The 25492-nt window shown below is 48.1% G+C and carries 16 protein-coding genes; 5 read left to right on the top strand and 11 right to left on the bottom strand.

The features are described from left to right. The first annotated feature begins 3 nt into the window (after positions 1-3). From AB6B37_RS03790 to AB6B37_RS03780, 3 genes are read left to right on the top strand one after another with little or no spacing between them, the layout of a single operon-like run. Positions 4-1413 (top strand): BNR-4 repeat-containing protein, encoded by a 1410-nt coding sequence (locus AB6B37_RS03790; protein WP_371397574.1) that lies wholly within the window; start codon positions 4-6, stop codon positions 1411-1413. 12 nt (positions 1414-1425) lie between these two features. Beyond that, complete coding sequence (locus AB6B37_RS03785; RefSeq protein WP_371397573.1) at positions 1426-2622, top strand: glycoside hydrolase family 105 protein; 1197 nt, start codon at positions 1426-1428, stop codon at positions 2620-2622. Between the two features lie 40 nt (positions 2623-2662). Next, positions 2663-3409: a FadR/GntR family transcriptional regulator gene (locus tag AB6B37_RS03780; RefSeq protein WP_371397572.1), complete on the top strand. Its 747-nt coding sequence runs from the start codon at positions 2663-2665 to the stop codon at positions 3407-3409. A 221-nt stretch (positions 3410-3630) separates the two neighbouring features. Here the strand turns inward: AB6B37_RS03780 and AB6B37_RS03775 are convergent, their stop codons facing one another. The 10 genes from AB6B37_RS03775 to AB6B37_RS03730 all read right to left on the bottom strand — a co-directional run bounded on the left by AB6B37_RS03775 (position 3631) and on the right by AB6B37_RS03730 (position 17903). Continuing rightward, a complete protein-coding gene (locus AB6B37_RS03775; RefSeq protein ID WP_371397571.1) occupies positions 3631-4272 on the bottom strand; it encodes an RpiB/LacA/LacB family sugar-phosphate isomerase in 642 nt (213 codons plus the stop codon). Positions 4273-4421: 149 nt separating this feature from the next. Beyond that, positions 4422-5189: a 2-dehydro-3-deoxy-D-gluconate 5-dehydrogenase KduD gene (gene kduD / locus AB6B37_RS03770; RefSeq protein WP_371397570.1), complete on the bottom strand. Its 768-nt coding sequence runs from the start codon at positions 5187-5189 to the stop codon at positions 4422-4424. 17 nt (positions 5190-5206) lie between these two features. Further along, entirely contained in the window at positions 5207-6502 is a 1296-nt protein-coding gene (locus AB6B37_RS03765; protein WP_371397569.1) for a TRAP transporter large permease, read from the bottom strand. A gap of 1 nt (position 6503) precedes the next feature. Then, positions 6504-7040: a TRAP transporter small permease gene (locus tag AB6B37_RS03760; protein WP_371397568.1), complete on the bottom strand. Its 537-nt coding sequence runs from the start codon at positions 7038-7040 to the stop codon at positions 6504-6506. Continuing rightward, positions 7037-8038: a TRAP transporter substrate-binding protein gene (locus AB6B37_RS03755; RefSeq protein ID WP_371397567.1), complete on the bottom strand. Its 1002-nt coding sequence runs from the start codon at positions 8036-8038 to the stop codon at positions 7037-7039. The genes AB6B37_RS03760 and AB6B37_RS03755 overlap by 4 nt, the downstream gene beginning before the upstream one ends. Beyond that, positions 8035-8973, bottom strand: a complete 939-nt coding sequence (locus AB6B37_RS03750) for a DUF4861 family protein (RefSeq protein WP_371397566.1) — start codon at positions 8971-8973, stop codon at positions 8035-8037. Before AB6B37_RS03750 ends, AB6B37_RS03755 begins: the two co-directional genes overlap by 4 nt. A gap of 128 nt (positions 8974-9101) precedes the next feature. Continuing rightward, entirely contained in the window at positions 9102-10490 is a 1389-nt protein-coding gene (locus AB6B37_RS03745) for a family 43 glycosylhydrolase (protein WP_371397565.1), read from the bottom strand. A 28-nt stretch (positions 10491-10518) separates the two neighbouring features. Then, positions 10519-12216, bottom strand: a complete 1698-nt coding sequence (locus tag AB6B37_RS03740) for a sulfatase (RefSeq protein WP_371397564.1) — start codon at positions 12214-12216, stop codon at positions 10519-10521. Between the two features lie 66 nt (positions 12217-12282). Beyond that, the gene (locus tag AB6B37_RS03735; RefSeq protein ID WP_371397563.1) at positions 12283-15573 is read right to left on the bottom strand and encodes a glycosyl hydrolase; all 3291 of its coding nucleotides are present in this window, start codon (positions 15571-15573) and stop codon (positions 12283-12285) included. After that, positions 15570-17903, bottom strand: coding sequence for a glycoside hydrolase family 3 N-terminal domain-containing protein (locus AB6B37_RS03730; protein WP_371397562.1), 2334 nt, complete (start codon positions 17901-17903; stop codon positions 15570-15572). The genes AB6B37_RS03735 and AB6B37_RS03730 overlap by 4 nt, the downstream gene beginning before the upstream one ends. A gap of 143 nt (positions 17904-18046) precedes the next feature. Between AB6B37_RS03730 and AB6B37_RS03725 the strand changes: the two genes are divergently transcribed. Then, the gene (locus tag AB6B37_RS03725) at positions 18047-19447 is read left to right on the top strand and encodes a BNR-4 repeat-containing protein (protein WP_371397561.1); all 1401 of its coding nucleotides are present in this window, start codon (positions 18047-18049) and stop codon (positions 19445-19447) included. A gap of 325 nt (positions 19448-19772) precedes the next feature. Here AB6B37_RS03725 and AB6B37_RS03720 read toward each other — a convergent pair whose 3' ends face one another. Beyond that, positions 19773-22784, bottom strand: coding sequence for a TonB-dependent receptor (locus AB6B37_RS03720; RefSeq protein ID WP_371397560.1), 3012 nt, complete (start codon positions 22782-22784; stop codon positions 19773-19775). A 166-nt stretch (positions 22785-22950) separates the two neighbouring features. Here AB6B37_RS03720 and AB6B37_RS03715 point away from each other — a divergent pair, with 166 nt between their 5' ends. After that, positions 22951-25491 (top strand): DUF5060 domain-containing protein, encoded by a 2541-nt coding sequence (locus tag AB6B37_RS03715; RefSeq protein ID WP_371397559.1) that lies wholly within the window; start codon positions 22951-22953, stop codon positions 25489-25491. The last annotated feature ends 1 nt before the right edge of the window (position 25492 follow it).

Raw genomic sequence — 25492 nt, 5'->3', positions numbered from 1 at the left:
GCCATGAGGAAGGTAATAAAACCCTTTGCTTTAGCAGGACTATGCCTGACCCTAGCGGCTTGTTCAGCAGGCTCTGAAACACCCCAATCAGACTCTGCAGCCGCGCCTGAAAAAACACCTAAAGTTTCGGCACAAGAAACAAATGTCGAGCAGCCCTTATCCGAAGCCATTGATCACGTTTGGGCGGGGCAGCGCGTCTTTTTCGATTTCGTTGAGCAAAATGGCCATCAAATGATTGCCTATTACGATGCCAATCGGCAGATGAGCGTCGCTGTGCGAAAAATGAGAGATGTGAACGGGGCCCCTTGGAGCTATCACAAAGTACCAAGCTGGCTCGGATGGGATGCACATAATCGCGTCGAGGTAGCCTTTGATAAGCGCGGCTTTATTCACCTGACAGGTAATCTGCATGGGAACAAACTGGTCTACTTCCGATCCACTTCGCCTTATGATCCCCGAACCTTGGAAAAAGTTGATGTTATGGCCGACCCGGCGGTCGAGCAGCGCATGACCTATCCAGAGTTTTTCAAAGGCCCTAAGGGAGAGTTGCATCTCAAATATAGAGATGGCTCAAGCGGTAACGGACGGTGGTTTTATAATCGCTGGAATGTCGACTCAAAGAGCTGGTCACGCCTACACGAAACCGTCCTCTTGGATGGGGAAGATATTAGAGGCTCCTACCCTCTGGGTCCCATTATTGGCCCGGACGATTTTGCCCATATGACATTCACATGGCGAGAGACGCCGATTGCCTCATCTAATCATGACCTGTCCTATGCCCGCAGCCGTGATTTGGTAAATTGGGAGACGTCTGATGGCACCCCGATTCCCCTTCCCATTCGACTTTCCACAGGTGAAGTCATTGACCCTATCCCTCAGCATGGCGGCTTGTTAAACGGACGGCACCCTATTGGTTTTGACGCGAAAAACCGTGTCTTGGTCACCTATCAAAAATATGATGAGAATAATCTCAGCCAAGTCTATATCGCCAGACGTGATGCCGATGGTTGGCGGGTACAAAAGGTTTCCAGTTGGACTGATTTACGCGTGGACCTCGATAAGAGCGGCGCGTTGGACCTCCCCTTGTTAAATAATTCGCCGGCCTATTTAAATAAAGCCGGACAAATTGTTGTACCCGCAACGCTGCGCGGCACACTCTGGGAGTGGACACTTGATCCCTCCGATTTGTCTGTCATATCTTCTGAAACACGGGAAGCCGGTTTTCCGAACGCCGTTACGGCTTATGACGCAGATAATGACATTCCCCAGCGCGTTATTCCGTTAATGATTGATCAATCCACAAAGTCATCCGAATATTATCTCAGCTGGGAAGCCTTACAGCCCAATCGAGATCAAGCCCGGCCCAATATACCCCCCGCCTCAACCCTTCGCGTTCATCGCATTCCGCAATAATTGGAGAATATCATGCACATTTCCCTAAAAACGGCCCTTATGGCCTCCTGCCTTAGCCTTGCTGTCGTGGCCTGTAGCCCTCGTGAGAATAAAACGATGGCAAGCTCAAACACGGCGACAGAGAAAGTCCTGCCCAAAATGACCGACGCCGCGAGCTACGGCAAAGCCGCTGCAGAATGGCAATTAAACACAATTCATGACTTGTCTTATTTGCCGGGCCGGATTCCGCAGAGCAGCTATAATCGCGGCTGGGTTAAAGGCGCGTTTTATATCGGTTTGGAACGTTTTGCGGAAAAGACGGGCAATCAGGAATGGCTCGATTTGCTGCTTAACGAATCTTATGAAAACGGATTTGAGATGGGTCACCGCTATTGGCACGGTGATGATCAAATCATGGGCACAATCTACGCAGGCGCGATCGAGCGCGGCGCAGACGTTGAGCTGTTAAAGCCGACCACAGATATTCTTGATGCGATTATCGCCAAAAATTATGACAGCTCTTTGGAATTCGTAGAGCCTAAAGATGCTCAGGTCGGCGTAGAGGGTACATGCCAGGTGCGGTGGTGCTGGGCCGACGCCATCTTTATGGCGCCGCCTGCATGGGCCGCCATCAGTAACGTCACAGGCGACCCGAAATACCGCGACTACGCCGTGAAAGAAACAGACGCGACGATTGAGTATTTATATGATGATGAAACGGGCCTCTTTTTCCGCGACAGCCGGTATTTTGACAGAAAAACGAAAAACGGCGGCAAAGTCATGTGGAGCCGCGGTAATGGCTGGGTCTATGCCGGTCTTGCGCGTCTGATTGAAGAACTGCCGGCCGACAATCCGAGCCGAGCCGGCTATGTTGAGCTTTACAAGTCCATGACCGACGCCTTGATTTCGCGCCAGCGCGAAGACGGTTACTGGCCAACATCGCTAGATGATGCAGCCCTGTTTCCAAATCCGGAAATGAGCGGCACAGCCTTTTTTACCTTCGGCATTGCTTGGGGCATTAATCAGGGCATCTTAGACGGCGAAAAATATGTTGCCGCGCGCGATTTGGGATGGAGCGCTATGAAGGCCGGCGTAAAAGAAGACGGCATGGTCGGCTGGGTTCAGCAAATCGGCAAAGACCCACAGGGAACCGACAAATTCGATTCGCAGCTTTACGGCGTTGGCGGCTTCCTGCTGACGGCGGCTGAGATGATTGAGGCTGGAGAGTAATGAGCTCTCACTCATATATTGAAATGAGACTCTAAAGGCCATGCCAGATAAACTTGTTCATCACCGGGTTGCAAAGCAATTATTAGCCTTAATCGACTCTGGGGTTTATGCGCCTGGAAGCAGGCTACCGAGCGAGCGCGAATTAGCCACACAGTTTGGCGTTGGCCGCGGGGCCGTTCGTAATGCGGAAAAGATGCTCGAGATGCAGGGGCATATTGAAATCAAAGTGGGATCTGGTGTTTACGTACTTGGTACGCCCTCCCTTCACCTCAACGTTATGCCCAATGTAAGCCCTCTCGAATTGACAGAAGCACGGGCTTTATTTGAAGCGGAATCAGCCGCGCTCGCAGCTCCGATTATAACGGATGAGACGATAGCCGAATTAGAACATTATATCTCAATAATGACCATCAAACAGAAAAGCGAGATGACGCCCGATGACGCAGATGCCGCCTTTCACAAAGCCATAGCCCGCGCAACAAACAACAATATGATTATATTCGTTATTGATACCATGTGGACATTGCGAGCTGAAAATTTCGAATTACAAAAAGTGTATAGGAAAGTGTGTGATAGCGAACCTTCTCACCGGGAAGGTGAGCACCATGCAATTTTGGAGGCTTTTAAGCAGCGAGATTCTAATGCCGCGCGCAAGGCTATGAGGGCACACTTTACCCGCATAATTGAAGCTCTCCTCGATAGCTCAGAACAAGAGGCTTATGAGAAAGTTGAGGCTCAAGTATCTACTAGTCGAGAGCGCTTCCTACTTACAACCCAAATAGGCTAAAAAACGACGTGCAATTGTTCAAGCGAATAACTGGAAACTTTAATGTAAGCTTTTATCTCGGTAATATTTCATAATCAGGCCCAATAAAATCAAAGCCCCCTTATAGAATGAGGGGGCCCAATTTCATTATTATTGCCAGTGTACACCCTTTTGCGATTGTCGCTCAGGTCTAACAGTTGATGTCAGCATGGGAGATATCTAGCCCGTTATACTCAAACAAGCTATTCGGCTAAAAGCTCTTTAACATAAGAAATAAGCGGTTCATCTGTCGCATTCGCGAAAAATAGATCTTGGAATTTTTCACCTGCGATTGCAGATTTAAGCAGGTCTTGATCAATTGATTTCATAACTGCTAGCATATCTTGTGTTGCGGCGGCTTTGACGCCACTAAAGATATTACGGTTCTTTGCCATGATCTCTGCACGTTCCTTGGGGTATCCAACGCCGCGCTCAACTTCGAAGAGTTTACGATAACAATCCTGCAAGTTAAGTTCTGCCGCCCAGCCAAAGCCTTTGGCATATGGCATTGAAATAGCATTGCCATCATTAATCTGCCCAAACAAAAACGCATCTGTAGGATCAATCACCAGTCCACAAACAACATTTGGCATCGCATTTAGGGCAAGCATTGCCCCCATACCTGTGCCGCAACCCGAGACAATAAAATCTGCTGCACCGGAATTTATCAGCAGTCCAGCCAATATTCCATTCATAACATATGTAAGCTGCGCATCATCATTCGCCGCATACATACCGTAATGGTAAACTGTATGGCCTGCGGGTTCTGCGACTGATGTAAGAGCATTGTGGACAATCTCGCTTTTAGCGGCCTGACTGTTTTCCATTATAAGGGCTATTTTCATGATATTCTCCAAGTTTCATTTCATTATTATTTATCTTTATACACAGCCTAAGCCATGTCTGCTGATAGGCGCTTCAACGTCTTGCGGGTTAACCCAGCTAAAGTCACCAATGACAGTGTGGCTAAGGGCTATAAATTTTTTTATATTTACTAACGTGCCATCCATCCGCCATCAACTGTTAGGATATGACCGTTGACGTAGTTAGATGCCGGCGATGCCAAAAAGACGGCTGCGCCAGCAATATCAGTGGCATCACCCCATCGTCCCGTTGGAATTCTTGCCAGAATTGCAGCATTGCGTTCTGGATTAGCCCGAAGAGCGGATGTGTTATCCGTCGCAATATAACCAGGAGCAATGGCGTTGACCTGCACACCCTGCGCCGCCCACTCATTGGCAAGCGCTTTCGTCAGCTGCGATACGCCGCCTTTGCTAGCCGCATAAGCAGGAACCGTGATGCCGCCCTGAAAGCTAAGCAATGAGGCAATATTGATAATCTTACCATGACCTTGGTCTATCATCTTACCGCCAATTGCTCGGCAAAACTGGAACACACCGGTCAAATTTGTATCTATAACCGCACTCCAGTCCTCATCGGAATAATCCCGTGCAGGACTGCGCCGAATAGTGCCCGCATTATTAACCAAAATGTCAACAGCCCCTGTTAATTCATAGGCTTCCTCTACCGCTGCCGTAATCGCAGAAGGCGAAGACTGGTCGCAGCCCACGGCGCTCGCTTTACGTCCAACCGCATGAATTGCCGCGACCGTCTCGGCTGCATTTTCTGAGCGGGACGCCACCGCTACAATATCAGCGCCCGCTTTTGCCAACCCAATGGCAATCGCTTGGCCAATACCGCGGCTTGCCCCTGTTACGAGGGCAGTTTTACCGGATAGGTCAAAGGAAATATTATCTGACATAATTTATATCTCTAAGTTTAAATGAGGCCAACCAAGCGCGGTAGTCCCTCGCTTAAAAATGGCACGTAAGTGACAAGTAGCAACGCTGCTATCAGAGCAGCATAAAGCATGATGAGCGGGCGTATTAACGCTTGGATAGACGTTCCCGCCACAGCGCATCCGACGAAGAGAACGCTTCCCACAGGCGGTGTGCAAAGCCCGATGGAGAGGTTAAGCACTAACATAACACCAAAGTGAAGCGGCGACATGCCAAGCTCCATTACGACAGGTAGGAAGATCGGCGTGAAGATCAAAATAGCGGGCGTAATATCGAGAAACGCGCCAACCACCAGTAGGATGATGTTAATCAGCAACAAGATAATGATCGGATTCTCGCTAATCATCAGAAGGCCGTCGCTAATGGCTTGCGGAATGTTTTCATAAGCCAGAACCCAAGCCATACCAGTCGATACACCAATCAAAAGCAAGACCATAGCCGTTGTCTCGATCGACTTGAGCAAAATCCCAGGCAGATCCTTCACATTTATTTCGCGGTATATCAGAGACAACACTAGCGCATAAATAACCGCAATAGCGCTGGCCTCAGTTGCGGTAAATATACCCGCAATAATACCGCCGACGACTATCAGGATCATTAAAATGCTCGGCCCAGCTTGTAATAGCTTTTTGGCGGACGCGCGCACAGGAATGCGGGCTGAACGTGGATAACCCTCTCTTTTGGCATAGCCAGCCGCAACAATCATGAGAGCTAGGCCTGCCAGAATTCCGGGCACGTAACCGGCCATGAAAAGTGCCGCAATTGACACGCTACCTGCCGCCACAGCGTAAACGATAAGCACATTACTCGGTGGGATAAGCAGTCCTAAGATGGAACCCGTGACGGTTACGGCTGTTGAGAAGTTTTTGTCATAGCCCTCTTTCTCCATGGTCGGAATCATAAACGTCCCAATCGCAGATGTTGCGGCTACTGCTGAGCCGGAGATAGAGCCAAACAACATACAAGATAGCGTGTTCACAAGCGCGAGACCGCCCGGCAGTGTCCCGACGATGGCCTTCGCGGCTTCAATTAGGCGTTTAGCGATGCCCCCCTGCCCCATTAAATAGCCTGAGATTACAAAGAATGGGATTGCAAGAAGTGTAAAGCTATCCAGCCCCCCCGCAAGCCTTTGTGCCATCGTTATCATAGCTGGATCGAATGACATACTCAGTATAAGTGTTGAGACGGAAGCGAGCGCAATGCTGACCGCAATCGGCACGCCCATCATCACGAGTATAAAAAAGATACCTAAAAGAACGAGAACAGAGATTAACATTTTACGTGCCCTCGCCTAACTCTCCCGCGAGACTTGACGGATCGACTTCACTGGGTTTATGGATTTTGCCATGAATAATCACGTCGCCGATATAGTGGAACGCATAGAGACTCATAAGGATGCCGCTGATCGGAATAATAGAATAGACATAAGACATCCGCACGCCGAGCGCCGCCGATGTTTGGTCAAGTTCGTGGGTGATCTGCACAAGGCGTCCACCGCCATAAATAAGAATGAGAGCCGCAAAAACGAGCACCGATAACAGAGCGATTAATTCAGCCGCCAGCCGCTTTTTGCCCCTTAAAGGACTTACAAAGATATCTATGCCCACATGCATACGGTTACGGAATGTGTAAACTGCGCCCAACAACCCCAACCAGATTAACTGAAAACGCGCAATTTCCTCTGTCAAAGAGCTCGGCGCGCGCAAGGCATAGCGCGATATCACTTGCCATGTCACAGTTAAAACCATGAATATTGCCAACGCAACTAAAGCACAGCGCAGAAAGGCATCCAGCGGGGTGATAATCGCCTTCATGATGCCGACCCCAACGCTTCAACTTGACGGATAAGAGGACCAAGTTCTGTCTTAGAAAAGTCCGCTTTCATTGGTGCGACAGCATCACGAAAAGGTTGCTTATCGGGATAGATAATTTTAACGCCTGATTTTGCAACTTCGGTCAAAGCCTCTTTTTCAGCCGCTGCCCAAAGCTCGCGTTGATAGACGACAGAATCGGCCATAGCTTGCTTGACCCAGTTACGTTCTTGATCTGTCAATCCGTCAAAAATACGGCGTGACATAATAACCATATCAGGCACCGACGTATGCTCATCAAGGGTGTAGTACTTCGCCGTCTCAAAATGTTTCGAGAGATAGTATGAAGGCGGGTTATTCTCTGCACCATCGACAATGCCCTGCTGCAGCGCGGTATAAAGCTCACCCCAAGAAATTGGTGTTGCTGCGCCGCCCAAAGCTTCAACCATTTCAATAGACGTGCGACTGGGTAGGACGCGGACCTTTTTGGATTTCAGGTCAGCGGGCGAGCGGACGGGCGCATCCGTCATGTAAAAACTTCGGCTCCCAGCGTCATAATAGGCCAGGCCTTGCAAACGCACATCACGTAGCGTGTCCAATAAAGAGTTTCCAACATCACTATTGAGCACGCGCCAAAAGTGATCACTATTCTGAAAAAGATAGGGAATAGAAAACAGCTTCATCTTAGAAGAAAAACCCTCCATTGAAATGCTCGACACCTTAGTCATCGCCAGTGCGCCGATTTGCAAAAGCTCAATTAGTTGCCGTTCACTGCCCAATTGCCCATTAGGATAGATATCCACGCCCATCTCTCCGCTGGACAGTTCTGCCAATGTCTCTCCCATAAAAACCATGGCTTTGTGGACGGGGTGATCGCCATTAAGCGTATGCGCAAGTTTCAGACGCTTGCCGGATGCGATTTGCACCGAACAGCCTGAAAACCCTAAACTAAGAGACGCCCCTAGTGAGGCTGTCAAACTTCGCCTTGTGACGTAATTCATTTGTTGAGTTCTTCCTGCTGGCTATCGACCCATGCAATAAAGCTTTCTTCATTTGTGATGCCCATAGGCCCCTGCACCCAAACACCGGCAAAGGCATAAGTTGGATTGGGCGTGTTAAACCGAATAGGAAAGGTCTCATTGACAGACGGCATTAACCGCGCATCGCCATCGCGATAGAAAAGGACAGTCCCAAGACCATCTTTCACATCACTAAGCTTGTCGCCCCACGTCGCGATATAGCGCCACTCGCCCTTTTTAACTTGATTGCTGTTGCGGAAACGCTTGTTATCAGGGCTCTTGACGAGACCTGATGCTAGCGTAGCATTGCGCAATGTCGATTTCACGTTCACCCATGTCAAAGGGCTGCCCGATTTGAGTGAATAGGTCGCTTCGACTTGCCCTGTATTGTTATTCGTTAGTGGAACATCGCGGTGGGTGATTTTAAAGGATACTTCGGCACCTGTTTCCTTCAAAACATCAGCAGATAGCTGTCCTACCTTTCCAAATCGCTCGAGACTATCCCCGCGATATAAACCAAGCCCCCCGACACCCATGCTAGGCCCGACATGTTGTACATCCAGACCCCAATCTGCAAGATCGTGATATTTTGACCGGTAATCAATTTTGTCCAAGATAATGCCCGGTAGTCTTTTCCCGAAAATATCGGTAACAGCACGTTCATCAAGATATAACCGATAGCCGATAATTTCATTTTCCCACCCAATGCCTTCATATGGGTAAATGTGATCGCCGATGGTATGGGTATCAGGAACAACTACCGATGAGCGAGGCTCATAAACTCTATCGGGTGCTGGGGCCGTAGAAACGCGTAAATCTACTTTCGCAGTCCCAATGACCGTATCACCTGTATTTTCAACAGTTGCGCAGGCTGATAATGCTAACGCCCCCGCTATCGCTACGAATGAATGACGCATTATTAGTCTTTTTGATAGCTTATGCATGATTTACCCTAATGTTTTTGAGGCACCATAGCCCTTGATTACCTTATGAGCAATACTGCATTTTAATGATTACTTATGCTTGTTTCGAATAATGGGACGCTTCATTCGAAAACAAAGTTATCCAATATAGCTGGCCGTGATGTGTATTCAGAGACATCACGAATGAGGAGGGTTTCTGTATCTGCAAGGTTTGAGAACCTTAGCGTCGCGCGATCACTTGTCTGGCCTAAAACTCTTTTCAACCACCCTACCCGCTCGGTTTGTAAAAACCCAAGTGAAAGAAGTTCCCCATCTAGGCTCTGCTTTAACACTTCAATTTTAGTGCTAGCAGGAATTCTAGCAGAGAATGAAACTGTCATAGATTTTTTGCCTTTTAATCCATGAATATTGGGAAACGTTAAAGTTGACGACTCTCCTTTTGCAGTAACGCCAAAGGCGTTGTTGCCAAGATGGATTTTTCCAAAGCCTTGAGATTTAAAGAAATCTTCGGCTTCTATTTTTCCATTGTTAGCATTATATTCTCCAGTGCCAGTCAGGTCGACCCGTATGGGGGAAATAGTGCCGTCTTCACGGTAATGAACATAGCTTATAAACGTGTCGCGGAAATAACGGTTGCCCGTCTGACTAATGTCACAATAGGCGAAATAGCTCTGCCCATTCATATCAAAGAAAGAGCCATGCCGCCCTTGCAAATACCCTTGAGGCCACGTTGGACTTTCCGTTCCGTCCTTAAAGCTTGTATCATTTAGAATTTCACCACGATAGATGTAAGGGCCATAAGGATTATCCGCAGTTGCATAAAATGCGCCCCACGAAAGATAGTAGATACCAGCTCGCTTATGCAAAAATGGTTTGTCGTCGGTGCCTTTCCCTGCAAACGGCCCATCCCTATCATCTGTATAAGGCCCGCGCGCATTGATAACCTCTACAGGCTGTGGGTCTTCCGCCAGAGAGAGCATATCGTCTGCTAATCTTGCGATATGATAATTAAACGCTCCGAAGATAATGAAATAATCTTCGCCGTCCTTCAAAATTCCAGGATCATATTCATGGGTAGGCGTCATTTCGGACTTCAGCATGGGTTTACCAAGGGTGTCCACCCAAGGCCCCGTTGGGCTATTGCCCATAACAACACCCGTTTGTTCATTTGCCTCTGAGAAATACCAATAGTATTTTCCATTGTTTTCGGCGGCATCCGTCGCCCAAGCGCTTGTGAAGCCTTTTCCGATGTAAGTATCGGCTGGTTTTAATGTGCTTTCATGTTTCCAGTTCACAAGGTCATATGATGACCACACCCACCAATCCTCCATTACGAAAGTTGTGTTGTCTGCCGATTTATCATGGGTTGCGTAAAGATAGGCTTTTCCGTCAAAGACCCGAATATGGGGATCATTCACGCCTTTATTAGGAATGATTGGATTGCCTGCGAAGGCATGAGTAAATGCGCCCAAGCATGTGAGAAGAAAAAGACCCGTCAAAAAGTGTCGCATAGGAACCTCTAATAATACCGAACAGACACTAAGGACAGGTTTTCAGCTCAGAAAGTGCTGCGGAAGTAACTTCACTTTCTGCATAACCATACCGGACTGCTTTAGCATGAGTGATACCCGCAGCGGTGTAGGGCCGCGCATAAATATTCCAAGCCGCAGCGTTCTGTGTATTTGCAAAACCAATTGATGCGCCATCAGACTTCGATGTCCACTGCACATTACCATTGGCTAAGCAGGCAGTTGGCGGTTTTGTGACGGGCTGTTTTCCGCCCGGCCACATTTTTGCGACCATCTCAAGCTCGGGCACGGCTGACATGTCACCTGTTACGCTTATCCAATCATCCATAGCTGCAGACAGTGTCTCTAACTGGCCTTGATAAGCCTGCTGATAAGCAAGGTTATCAATCTCATGCGGGTCAGAACTGAGCTTATAAAGTTCAGCTTCAGGACTAGGTGTTTGAAAATATTGAGCCGACACGGGGCTGAGAGTGCCTTCGCCCAACATCGCCCGCATTTGCTTCATAACAGGGCTGTTATTTTGATATTCAATACTCGGCAGGCGCGGCTTATCAGGGGTGTAATTTCTGATATATTTAAAATCATGACTCCGTATGGCTTTAAACCTTTGCTCGCGCTCATCGAGACGGTCGGCCGCCGCATAAATATAGTCTCGCTCTGCGCCTCTATTTGGGCCTTCAAAAATACGGCCTTGAATGTAGTCTGGGATATTCGCCCCAGCGAAGTTTAATAGCGTCGGGGCGATATCTACAAAACTAACAAGGTCGTCGCGCACAGTGCCCGCACCCCGATTGTCGGAATAGGCAATGATTGTAGGCACTTTTAAGCCGCTATCATATAGCGTCCGTTTTGCGCGGGCCAAGCCATCACCGTGATCTGTGGTCAAAATGATTACAGCATTTTTTCCGCGCTCAGAGGCTTCAATATCTGCGATTAACGCTCCGATCATCTCATCCGTTCGAGCGAGATTATCGTAGTAGCGCGCAAGGTTTTCTCGCACTTGCGGCGTATCAGGGTAATAGGGCGGGACAATTACATCCGCGGGATCCGTAAAGACAGATTTTCCTTCGTCGAATTTTTTATTGCGCGGGACGAAATGCTTGGCGTAGCGATTACCTTCTATGACAGTATCCGTGGGGAAGGCAAAACTCTCGTGGGTTTGAATAAAATTCAACATGGCAAAAAGCGGCTTGTCAGTAGGCGCGTTTTTCCAATCGGCGGTCTTGCTGCTCTCGTCCCAAACGGTGAACGGATTTCCAAACTGATAATCGGTTTTGACATTATTAAGGGCGTAATATCCGCGAGCCCTGAGCAATTCCGGAAAAGCTTTAATGTGCGAAGGCGGGACTGCTTCATATGGCGCGCCATATAGCATATTCGCGCCAAAACTGCTTGTGCGCATTTGCATTGTACCCATTGTTTGTTGATGTACGCCCGTAATTAAGGCGCTGCGAGACGGCGAGCAAACTCCGGCCGTCGTAAATACATTTGTAAATTTTGTACCGCGCGCTGCCAGGGCATCAATATTGGGCGTATGCGCCAGAGGGTCGCCAAAGGATCCAAACTTGGGCGATAAATCCTCTATTCTAATCAGAAAGATATTAGGGCGTTCAAGCGGTGCCTCAGATTGAGTGACAGACTGGGGTTTACTGCAAGAGCATAAGATTAACATCATCAATATCACAGCTGGTAAAACAAACCTTTTCATAGAAGCTCCGATATTAATTTCTCACGAAAATATGCAGTCCATAGAGCAACCCGCCGCAGCATGACTTCAGCGCGTAAACTTAGTGATTGTAACTGGCCCCATCAGCCCTGACGGCAATAGAGCATCATCCGCATCATAAAAATCAACCGTTGTGAATGTAACCCGCTCACCCAGTACTGGTGGCTCATTATTGCTATACCAGTCTGGCATCTGCGGAGTTGAAAATTTCCTTGGAGGAGACCATACGGCTTGCGTATAACCATCCAAATCAGGCAGTGCAGCGTCCCCGATAAGCCGGTTGACCCATAAGTTCACAACTGAGATAGAAATCGAATTTTTCCCTGTTTTTAGCGCGTTGGTTACATCAATTCGATGAGGCGGCAACCAGCTCGTTCCTTGCTCCGCACCATTGATTTTTACTGTTGCGGCGATTTGCACGTCTCCGAGATTAAGCACAAAACGCTCCCCTGAACTCAAAAAATTATCGGAGATGTTAACTTGGGTTTCATAGGTTGCAGGGCCTGAATAATGCCTGACATCATTATCGCTATGGTCTTTCAAATCCGTCAATTCAGTCAGCGCAATAATCTTATTACTACCATATTCGGAATCAAAACGAACCGTCCACGGGCTAAGGACTGGGAGTTCAGACACCTCTCTGAAAGGTTTTTCCAATGTGGAATCCGTGAGGGGTCTATCACCATCAAAAACAACAAATACTGACTCTTGCGGTGCCAGAAAAAAATTTACAATTGTGTGGTCAGCCTCATGGGAATAAGATTTCACGCCGGCAACACTGCCGTCCATCGGGCTCCAGAGAGAGACCGCCTTGTCTTTCACTCTAAACCTCGCCTTGATGTCTTGCCGCTCTGTCTCAGCGTTATATAAGAAGTAAACATCTTTATTGTCGATTTTGCGGTGCGTGAACAATGCCTCTGGTTTGCCATCAATGGCTAGGTCGACCCTATGGTTGATACTGCTTAAAAATGCATCCCACCCAACGCTCGCCACCACATTGAAAGTTAGCACATTTTCACGGGACCAGATATCAACGACCTTTGTATCAAAGGCCTCACGCTCTTCCGGCGTTTGAACAAACCCGGCAAGGTGCTGCGGGGGCTGTCCAATGATAATGCCGCCATTACTTTCAGATAGCGTGTCGAGCGCATTCAATGTCTCACGTGTCATTGAATCGCTATTATCCAAGACGATAAATTTATGCTCCCCACCTTCAGGAAGGTTAAAGCCGCCTTCCCCGACTGAAAGCCGGGTTTGCAGCACGTCGGCATTCAAACAGATAAAGCTTAAAGACACCGGAATGATATCTGTTTTTTCACGGTCCGGGCATAAACTTGGCGCCCCGTCACCGACAAATAGAAGAGCATCATTAACGGGAATACCCTGACGCAGAAGGTGCTGTCCACGACCAAGGTATTCAAACCAATCCTTACCAGCCGTATCCCACCACGTTTGGGTGCGATCAAAATGACTGCCCCAACGGTTCATTGTCATGCCCGGCTTCACATGTGTATTGGCCTGATGGGCAAAACGGTGGAACATAAATTCATTCACGCCAAGCGCCCAATTGGCATCGCCGATTGTCTTCACAGAGGCAGGGTGCATCTTCCAATTGTCATCCCAAATATCAGTAAAGGCTTCTGCGGATGCAACAGGCTTTCCGTAAAGCGCAGCAGAGGACACAGCCACATTGACCCTATTTCCAAAACGGTTGACCCAGAACTCTCCCATCGGGACATCAGCCTTGCCGCCCGCATCAAGCTCATTGAAAGGTCCGTCACCATAGGATTCTATATAAACATCAAGACCATCAGCCTTGGCAAGTTCCGTGAAGTAACCGAAATAGTTTTCGGCCATAAGATCATTTGAGAATGCTCTCATATCCCATGTGACACGCTCTGACACCTCGGCACTATCTACAAATCTCCCCGCAAGTAGGGGAAGGAAGGGAATTAAATCATAGCCTTTTTCATTTTTAAAAAGGGCGTCATAGCCTGTCGTCCAGTTCTGCGCTCCGACTTCGTAACTATCAATTATTGTGTACTGATGGGCATTGGGCGCAACCTGTTCCACCGCATTAACGACTTTTCCCATGTGGGCATCATAATGAATTTTCACAGCAGGCTGGCTGAATTTATCGACCTCCAGACCCAGGCCTTCTATAGACGCGGGTAAGTTTTTCGCACCTGTCGATGTTTGTCCAAAACGCATGATTGTCCAATCACCTTCTGGCAATTGAGCTATTAAACGTCCATTTTCATCGACATTTTTAGACAAGTCGATAACAGAAGCCGAGTCGATTATTGAACTGTCAGGCACAGTACCAATTGGCGGTAAATCGCTATAAGCTGTCTTAGCAGAGCCTGAGCGTCCCCAAAAATTCCCTATTTTAGCCACCGCCGATAATTCAACCTCTTGCACATCCAGCGACACATCAGTTTGTAAGCGGAAATAACGCGCAGTAATAGGCTCAGTTAAAGCCTCGTCATTCCCCCAATCATTTTTGGCTGGACGCCGCAGCGCCAAGTTTTTGACGGGCGCAAAATTAACGCCGTCATCGGAGGATAACAAAAGTATGTTAGCCTGACGGGCATTCATGAAACGAAAATTGATGGACTGGAGCGTGAAGGGTTCCGCATATTCAAAGCTGATAAAAGCTGGGGAATCTTTTGAAGCCTCAAGAAGGCTCGTGCCGATCACTGAACCATCCGTGATTAAATCTATATCTAGGTTAGCTTGAGAGGAACTAATTCTAGGACGGTTTTCGCGACTCACGTTTTCATTCGCAAGGCGCGGATAAGCAATGGTCGCGATGTCTTCGTAATAGTTTTCAAGCTTAAAGGGCTCAGCAAGAACGAGATTAATGTTGCCACCGCGAGACTGCGTTTCTGACCAAACGACCTTTTTCATAGAATTCTCAGGCGTAATCCACGGCCCGCCAGAAGACGTCCAACCATCACAATTATGGACGCCAAATGAGAGCCCCAATCTTTCTGACTCCGCCGCCATATGACGGATTAAATCTATATGCTCATCAGAATTGAACTTTACAGGGCCTACGGGAATGCCCTGGGTTACGTTAAAAAGCAAAACACCGCCAATTCCGACAGCTTTAATTGATTCCAAATCTTTGGTAATTCCAGCTTTGCTCATATTTCCGCTCATCGCATGGAACCAGGTGCGCGGAAGGGAACTGTTGGGTGGATTGACGAATTCAGCCCGTAATTTATTAAAACTCTCAGAATTTAGCGTATTGCGCGACGCATCGATATCTGTCCCACATCCAGCAAGCGTGAATACAATGGCCCCGAACAGAGCGCTTTTAAGCTTATAGCTCACTTCAAGGTCTCCACTGTAAATTTGGCAAGTTTGCCGCCCTGTGAAGAGTTGCCAATTTCAACTTTGAAATCACCATCTTCAACGCGGTAATCCATATTTATGTCCGTAAAGGCCAGCATCGCCGGTGTGATGTTAAATTCGACATCGCGGCTCTCCCCAGCCGCTAATTCTATTTTTTTGAAAGCCTTAAGTTCTTTCTCAGGCCGAACAACAGAACCAATTAGATCTTTGATATAAAGCTGCACAACTTCTTTACCCATTCGGTCACCGGAATTTGTGACCCTTACGGTCGCCGTCAATGAAGCCCCATTTGGAATGTGGTTCGCTGAAAGCGTAATCTCTGAAAAATCAAAATCGGTGTAACTTAAGCCAAAGCCAAAGGGATAAAGCGCCCCCTCTTCGATGAAGAGATAATCTTTTCTAAAGTTGATATGCTTCTGACTGTAGTGGAAGGGTATTTGGCCGATATGGCGCGGCACTGTCACAGGCAGCTTTCCAGACGGGTTAACCTTACCCATAATGATGTTGGCTACAGCTTTATCGCCTTGCTCTGATAAATCCCAAGCATCAATCACGGCATCTGCGGATTCTGCAATTTCATTAATCGCCAATGTTCGGCGGTGCTTAAGAACGACGATGACGGGTTTACCGAGAGCCTTCACCTGCCGCAATAATTCATCTTGCAGCCCTACGGGTTCAAGACTGTATCTGTCACCATAGCAGCAATTAAAAAAGGCTTCTTTCGCGGTGTGCTCATCGCCGCCCAAAAACATGACAATGACATCAGATCGCCTCGCAGCGTCCAAAGCGCGTGCGAACCCGGCCTTGTTTTTAGGATCATCAAGCGGTTTCATGTTAGGCTTATGACTGTGCTCATCCGTTAGGTGGAGCGCGCGCTCTGAAATGATATTGACCTTCGTCCCAAAAACCTCCTGATAATCCTTATGTGCAGTCTCACGTAATAATGGGCCAATGAGCGCTACAGTTTTACCCGACACCTCTAACGGTAAGGTGTTATTTCTGTTTTTTAGAAGAATAACAGAATCTAAATCAGCTTCATAAGCAAGTGCGAGTGATTTCGTATTTCTAACTTTGGGTGCAACCGTCGCAACATCGATGTAGGGGTCATCAAACAAACCGAGATTGAACTTCACGCGCAATACACGCCTTACAGCCTCGTCCATCTGCGCCTCAATGTTCGGATTGTCTTTTGCCAAACGCGGAAGTCGCGAGTAAGCAATATCACTGTAGAGGTCGATGTCATTACCGGCGTTAAGCCCCATTAATGCCGCATCATCCTCCGTTTCCGCGACACCCATAAATGTGTTGAGCCGCGCAATATCATTTGAATCTGAAACGGTATATCCGTCAAATCCCCATTCATCGCGCAATATATCCGTTAGCAATTTACGGTTCCCGTGACTAGCAACACCGTTTAGGTCACCATGCGACGGCATAATTCCCATGGTCTGTCCACGCTGAACAGCCGCTTTGAACGGAGGAAAAATTTCGTCAACAAGGGTGCGGGGCGAGATTTGTATTGAAGCAAAATTAAGACCGCCCTCCACTTGGCCATAACCAGCAAAGTGTTTTGTGACCGCGCCGATATGTGTCTTTTCCGACAAACCTTTCGTGTCCCCCTGCACGCCCCTCACTGCCGCAACAACCATCTCAGTTGTCAAATGGGTATCTTCGCTATAGGCCTCGCTCATGCGCCCAAACCGGGGGTCCCGCATGATATCAGCTTCGGGAGAATGACACATATGTAGACCGCGCAATCGCGCCTCACGCCCGATGGTATCCCACACATTTTTCACAAGGGCAGGATTAAATGTGGCGGCCATATTGATGGGGCGTCCAAAACGCGTTGTTCCAGTCGCATCAACGCCATTATAGGCTTCCGTCACAAAGACGGCGGGAATGCCGTGTCGATTATTTTCAATGATGTATTTCTGAAGTTTATTATTCAGTAGCGCAGATTTTTCAGGCGTTAAATATTCACCGGGGTTTTTAATACCCGCAATACCGAAGTTAAGCCGGGTTTTGACATCATCTGATAAAACAAGTTCATCATTATCATCAAGTTCAATGCCCCGCCTCGCGTGGAAAATACGCATCTGAGCCGCCTTCTCTTCAAGCGACATTTTTGAAATCAATGTGCTAATCTGGGTTTCGACGGCTTCGTTACGGGGCACTGCAAAGCCTGTAAGCTTAGCGGCACTGGGAACAACAGGAGTGCTGATATTTTCAGTCTGCGGATTATCACACCCCCCAAACGCCATCAAAAATATAGCGCAGAAACTAAATTGCCCTATTGCTTTAAACGCCATTATCCCCCCTTTTACTCACTGTCTATCATGAGCATTTATGCTTGATTATGATTATTTATGCACTATTGTGAGATACAGCCCGAAAGCGTAAGAAGCAAGCAAAACATACGAGCTTTGGTTTTAATTGAAGACTAGGAACTAACATGAAAAAAATTCAATCCCTCGCCCTTATCTCGATCGGTGCCCTTATTACGAGTTGCTCCGCGGCAGATATGGTTCCAACTGCTGAAGCCAAATCTAAGACGGTTAACCATTTCGCTGAAAACGGTTTTGGGAATGCCGTTGCAATCGTCCAACACCCCGCAGGAATCCATCGTGACGGCATTACCTATGTGTCCTACCAAGGCGCACTGGAAGATCCTTATATTGCGGCTTATAACCACGCCACGAAAGAGTGGACAGGCCCCTTTAAGGCTGGCGTTAGTGCGATGGGGAAAGATCCGAAGCGCAAAAAGAAAATTGATAATCATGGTAAGCCCAGCATGATAATAGACAATGAAGGCTATATTCATCTCTTCTTTGGTGGACATGGCGGCGTGCCGGAAATACATGGTGATAACCCACTTGGAAATCATCACTACGGTGAGAACAAACATGTGGTCAGCAAGAAACCGTATGATGTTTCTGAATGGGAAGAGCTCAAAACGATCCCGCCTTTTGGCACATATAACCAGGTCATAAAAATGGAGAATGGTGACATCTATCTATTTTATCGGCACGGCGCGCACCGCAGCGATTGGGTCTATCATGTCTCTACGGATAACGGCCGTAGTTTCGGCGATCCGGTTTCATTTCTAAAGCATAAACGCCGCGACGACGTTAAAGGCGTGGACAGTTGGTATCCGTGGGTCGGACGTGGCCAAGGCGACGAAATCATTGTTAGCTTTGACTATCACCTGTGTTGGGACGGAAATGCCCGAGAACGCGGGCACACAGCAAACCGCGAAGACCTTTATTACATGACCTTTAACACCAAGACCAAAGAATGGCATAATGTAGAAGACGAGCGCCTTCCCATGCCTTTGACTCGCGAAGTTGCAGACGCGAAAGCCAAAGTCACAGATACGGGAGAGCTATGGACATTTAATGGCGCCGCAGCGCTAGACCCCGAAGGCAACCCGCACATATTGATGAACGCGGGGAAAGATGTCGGGCAGATTACAGGCGGTCCAAAGCAAGTGAAATACATTCGCTGGAACGGAGAGGCTTGGACGGGTGGCAACACTGTCAGCCCTGTCGGCGCACGCGCTGATCTAGAGGTGAAATCACTTACGGATGTCAGCCTCTATATGTCATATAAAGACAAAAATGGAGAAGCGGTTCTGATACGCCGAGATAGCACAGACGCTGGAGCCAACTTTGACAACAACAAGCAACTCTTCCGCCATGGTAAAGGCAGCTTTGCGATTAGCGCGCTCATTGAAAATGCGCACCCAGATGCTAAGATGATAATAACGCCGCGCACAAGCGGCACTGCCCTGAAGAACATGTACCTCATCGGGGATAACGGACCTGTACAGCGAAAAGCGTCAGACATGAAATAGTATTGGGTTGTGACAGTCTCGAATAGTCGCGTTAAGAATAATGGTAACAGAGAAACACAAGCTATTTAGGCTTGATGCAAGGTGAAGTTGTCAATTCGGTTATGACAGCACGCTTACATATTGCGGAAACATCAAGGCATTAAACGGAGTATGCACAATATAGTATTAGCAATGCAGATGTTTCCTGTACGCATAAAGAATAGATAAAAGGCCTTGAAGCCATAAACGCGAGCGCCTAGGTGTCCCTGACATCACGAAAATAATCATGCAAACAAAAAAGCCCGCTTTCAAAAGCGGGCTTTTTATTCAGTGTGTGGTCAAAGCACTAGAACTTGTAGTTCACGCCAGCAATTAGACGGCGATCTGTGAAGCCATTAAAGCAAAGCAAAGTGTTATTCTTAATGCAATACTGTTCTTGATCAGCCTGTAACAAATTCACGCCCTCAATGCCAACCGATAAGTTGTCACTAAAGTCATACGTAACATTAGCATTGAGCTGTCCGCGATCAGAGTAAATCAACGGTGCACCGGCTTTGAAACTCTCAACAGACGCCGGCAGTGTGTAAGACGAACGCCATGTGTAACGGGCCCGCGCGCTCAGCCCGTATTTATCGTAGAACAATGTTGCATTGTATGAGTTCTTGGACAGATTATCCTGCGCGATACGAAGTTGGGGATCAGCTACACCTAAGTTACCAAAAATATTCCGGTTACCACCAATGCGGCGGAAGTTTGATGCGAAGTCATTCGCGCTGCCGCCTTGCTTTTGATAGGTGTAGTTAGCAATAACGCCAAAGCCAGACATCCAGCCAAGACGGTCTTCAAACTGTGCAAGATCATATTGGAACGCAGCTTCTACACCAGTTTGAGTAAAGGCACCTTCGCCGTTTCTCTTCGTCCGGAAGGGCACACAGATGCCGATACCATCAATCTGGCTGTTAATATTACGCGCTGCAATTGGGTTAAAGATACCCCCCTGCTCACACGGTGGCGTCACATCAATATTTAGGTTGCCGTTTGCATCTTCGTTACCCGGCGGATCTTCTTGGACATCGGTAAAAAGATCCGTCCGTTTTTTATGGAAGACACCGACACTAATTAAGCTTGACGGCGTAAAGTAGTATTCAGCCGACAAATCGTATGACCAGACTGACTCGGGTGAAAGGTCGGGATTACCAATCGCGACAACTGAGTTAGAGCCAGTTCCGAAGGCAACTGATGTTGCCAAGTCGCTGAAGTCTGGACGACGAATATCGCGGGCAACACCGCCGCGCAACAAAATATCATCCGTTACATTTGCGACCACGTTAAAGCGTGGAAGCAGGAAGTTATAAGACGATTCAGTGACTGTTTCACTGACCTGTCCTTGGGCGACATTGCGGCCGATGGATTCAATCGATGTGTCAACATAACGAATACCGAGGTTACCACGAATAGGCAGACCTGATGTCTCGCCGTTAAAGTTCGCCTGCGCATAAATGGCATGCGTATCTTCATTAATGTTAAAAAAGTTGTTCGCAACTTCTGTCGGTGAACTAACAGGCGGTGTACCTCCGCCAGTCACGGCATTCGTCGCCGCGATAGCAGAATTGATAGCTTCGACTATACTTTGAGGATCGCTGAACGCAATTTCTGCATCTATAGCCAGATAATCACGAATAAAGAGGTCGCGACCGTCAGCATCCCCGAAATTATCCGGACCAGCGGTCACGAATTGCGAGAACAAACCCGCGTTTGGACGATTGAGGTCATTGCCGTAATTCGCGCTTGAGAAAGCACGGTTACGTTCTGTTGAATTCGTGTTGAAACGGTAACCTGCATCAAAGGAAGTAATGAACGGTATGGAGTCTTCCATATCGTAAGACACATCAAGACGCAAAGCTGTCTCGCGATTGTCCGCCGATTGCTCCGTGAAGCTCACGCGGCCAAGCTGGTAATTGTTCGGATCCAGCAACTGCTCTGTTGTTGGTGTTGAATCTAGACCTTGCGCAATACCAAACTGAAGCCTGCCATCTGAAAGATCGAACTGAACGGGAACACCGTTGTCTGTGCCATTTTCAGCAGAAGGCTGTTCTGAGTTCGGGTTAACAAATTCCAAGCGTGGCTGAAAGTTTGGTGAATCCGTCTCAGAGGATGCTGTAGAGATTTCCAATTTACCGCTAAATCGGTCTTTCGCCCAATCCATACCAGTTCTAAACACAGCGCTTTCAGTGACGCGAGCTCCCGTTTGCGTTGTCACGCGAAGGTTTGGGTCCAACTGATCAGAACGACCGTCCCTGACATTTCGGCCGGGGAATAGCACCCCTGATAGTGCGGCTTCAACGCTGCCAAGGTCAACATCGCCGTTCGGTCCGTCGATTGTGCCAAAGTCAATCGTTTCAAAGCCGGTGTAATCTGTACCGCCGACAACACCTGGGTTAGCGACGCCGGACAAGTCGATATTAAAGGATTCTCGTGTGCGCTCTTGATCATTGTAGAGACCATCAACGTAGAACTTAAGGTCGTCATTGGGTTTATACTCCAAAGAACCATTTAGGTTGAGTGTTTCATATTCATATCTGTCAAGATTTTGCTGGAAGAATTGAATGCGGAGGAAATCAAACTCTTCTGCACTGGCTAGGCTTGAGTCTGAACTCAAAACGGCGTCACGATCAGCGCGCGGGTTGAAGAAGACATTGTCTTGTTGCGTGTAGCTACCACTGAAGACAACACCAAGTTCTTGACCTTTGTTATTCGTCCAGTTGTTGCCAATCGTGCCCGAAACGCGCGGCGTGATGCTTTCGGCCAAGTCACTGCTCTCACCCTGAACGCGGACGGCAATAATACGTTCATCCAAATCTAGCGGGCGCAGTGTACGAAGATTAATTGTACCACCGACGGAGCCCTCGATTGTTGCCGCTTCAGGCACCTTGGTGACTTCAACAGAAGAAATTAGGGAGGCCGGCAGGTCTTCAAAACTGATTCCCGTACGGCCAAAACCTGACCCGACGGACGAAACGCCATTGATTTCCGTGCGGTTGGCACCTGTACCACGGATTTGCACCCCTGTACCGACACCCGCTGTACGCGTGATTTGAATACCTGTGATGTTTTCAAGAACTTCAGCAAGGTTTTGATCAGGAAGCTTACCGATGTCTTCGGCTTGAATAACCTCAATAAGCGTGTCGGACTGCCGTTTCTCAACCAAAGCATTCGCAAGCGATTGCCGAATACCCGTCGCAATGACTTCGTCATTTACGGCGTCTTGAGCGGCCGCAGTTCCTGTAAGCCCTGTGAGCGCAGACAATGCGATGACAGATGCTGTCGTTCTAAAGAGCTTATTTCGTGAAGTCTTCATAATGTTCCCCTGGATATCAAATCAAAGTTTTTGATTCATTTTATTGCATAAACATAGCACATATGACTACAAATGAGCAATAATGAATTTATATGATTTAATATGTCTTTTTGTGACCAAAAAAAGTAGCAATCTAACGACACCACATAATATTTGTAGAGAATATATGACCGCCCAAAGACACATAAATCGCAAAGCATGTTTGCACCTAACCAAGGCCATAAAAGCGCTATTGCTTATTCTAAGCATTTTTTTTGCTCTACTCACCTCGCAAGCGATGGCTCAAGAAGTCGAAACATCTGGAGCTGTCTTTGACAGGGTAACACTTTCAATTGATGGGCCAGAGATGGATGAACGTGGAGAGATAAACCCGTTTTCCGATATACGGCTCGATTGGATTATTTCTAAAGAGGATAACGAATGGACAGTTCCCGGCTATTTCGCCGCCTGCGGTAATGCTGCAGATACTGGCTGCACATCTGGCAAAACATGGCGCGCACATTTCCTACCATCAGAGCAAGGTGAATATAAATGGAAAGTCAGATTCAGACAAGGTACTGACATTGCTATTGGCACACCTGCGGGCACGCCCTTGGAAAAGGATGGGTTGAGAGGGCGTTTCTCAATAATGAAACTCTCCAAGGACTCTATAACGGCCAGAGGGATACTCAGCTATACTGGCGAGCCATATTACCAATACTCTGGCGACAACAGCCTGTTTTTTAAGTTTGGCCCAGACGCACCAGAGAATATGCTCGCCTATTCAGAGTTTGATGCTACGCCAAATTTCAAGAACTTTCGAAAAGATTGGGCGGCTCACCGGAAAGATTACACGCGCTCTGGCCAGCCTTTTCTTTGGCAAAAAAACAAAGGCAAGGGCATCCTTGGAATGTTGGAATACCTTGCCACATCCGGTGTGAATTCAGTCTCAATGCTGTTATGGAATACAGGCGGCGATGACCGCAATGTCTTCCCGCACCTCCTCGCTGTAGACGAGGCGGAATACATAGCCATGAAGCCCAAAGAGCAATGGGACACAGGCACAATCCAAGACAGGCTTGACGTTTCTAAATTAGAGCAGTGGCACAAAACATTCTCTTACGCAGACTCGCTAGGCATTCACCTGCATTTCAAATTGCAGGAAACTGAAAACAATCTCTTCATGGATGACAGCGCATTGGGAAGAACGCGAAAGATATACATTCGCGAAATGATGGCGCGTTTCGGGCATATGTTGGCGCTAAGTTGGAATATTGGCGAAGAGAACGTTCAGCATCCTGGCGATATTCGTCACATGATAAATTATATCGCCTCCTATAACCTATATAACCATCCTATAGTTCTACACAGCTATCCCGACCAAAAAGAGCGCTACCGCCCGTTCCTAGGGCCCAACACTCAGCTTAACGGACTTAGTCTTCAAGGCTGGCAAGATGATTATTCCGACCTCCGTAGGGACGTGACGAATTGGGCGAATACCGTAGCGCTATCAGGAAAAAACCTTGTGTTAGCCTATGATGAGCCGGGCCGCGCAGACGGAGGCGCGACAGTTGATATTGATTATCCTGACGCTTTGCTGCCCTCGAAACGCGAGATAACGATTTCAAGCGAAGATTTCCTGCGGGACGCGCTTTGGAATGCCCTCACCGCAGGAGCGAATGGTGTAGAGGCTTATTACGGCTATAAAACCGGATGCTCAGATTTAGATTGCCAAGACCACCGCACGCGCGCCAGCTTGTGGGAAGGCGGGCGGATGGCCCTGGGATTCTTCCAAAATCACATTGGTGACAAAGCCCTGACCATGCGCGCAAACGACCTAACGACGGTTGCGCATGACGATTATGTTTTCGCTAATCCTGGAGAATTATACGTCATTATTCCCGGCGCTGAGGAGGTTCAGCTCAGACTGCCTGGCATGCAAGGAAAATTCACTGTAGATTGGTATGACAGGTCACTCGGCGGAGCCTTGCAAACAGGATCAAAGCCTTTTGTCATGGGCGGGGCGAGTTCCATTACTGATAAAAATCGACGGCGTCAGGGCCCCTCATCTGTCGGTCTTGGAAGACCGCCATCATCGGGAAGCGGGCAATGGGCTATCCTTGTAAGGCGAGCTGAAAGCAATGATATCCGCGTAGAGGCAGAAAGCTTTACCTCGCAACGCAAATCGGAAAAACGCCAATGGTGCCGCTCCGATACCTGCGCTGCTGATTGGCAAACATTTGATACCGATAATTCTGGATACACCGCCATTATACCTGACACGCGGCTGACCCATGATGATACGCTTATTCCCGGCGAGAATTTTAGCAATCAACCCGGGCAGATGACTATTGCTTCTTACACTGTCGATTTCCCGATGGCGGGCCGTTATTATGTTTGGGTTCGCACCTATAGCCGCGGCAGTGAAGATAATAGCGTGCATGTCGGACTTAACGGCGAATGGCCCAAAAGCGGCGCGCGTATGCAGTTTTGCCCGGGCCGACACAAATGGTATTGGGACAATCGGCAACGCACCATAGATGATCACTGCGGGGTTATTGGCGGCATATGGATTGATGTTCCATCCGCGGGGCAACACACCGTTGAGTTTTCAATGCGTGAGGATGGCTTTGTCATGGACGCATTTTACCTCACGCTCAGCAGTCAAATGCCGGCCATGTTACAAAAAGAGAATGAAGACGCCAAACCCACGACCATAAGGAAATAAA

This window comes from Fretibacter rubidus (assembly GCF_041429785.1).
Lineage (GTDB): Bacteria > Pseudomonadota > Alphaproteobacteria > Caulobacterales > Maricaulaceae > Fretibacter > Fretibacter rubidus.
The sequence above is the reverse complement of the archived record's forward strand: the minus strand, read 5'-3'. Positions and strand labels throughout refer to the sequence as shown.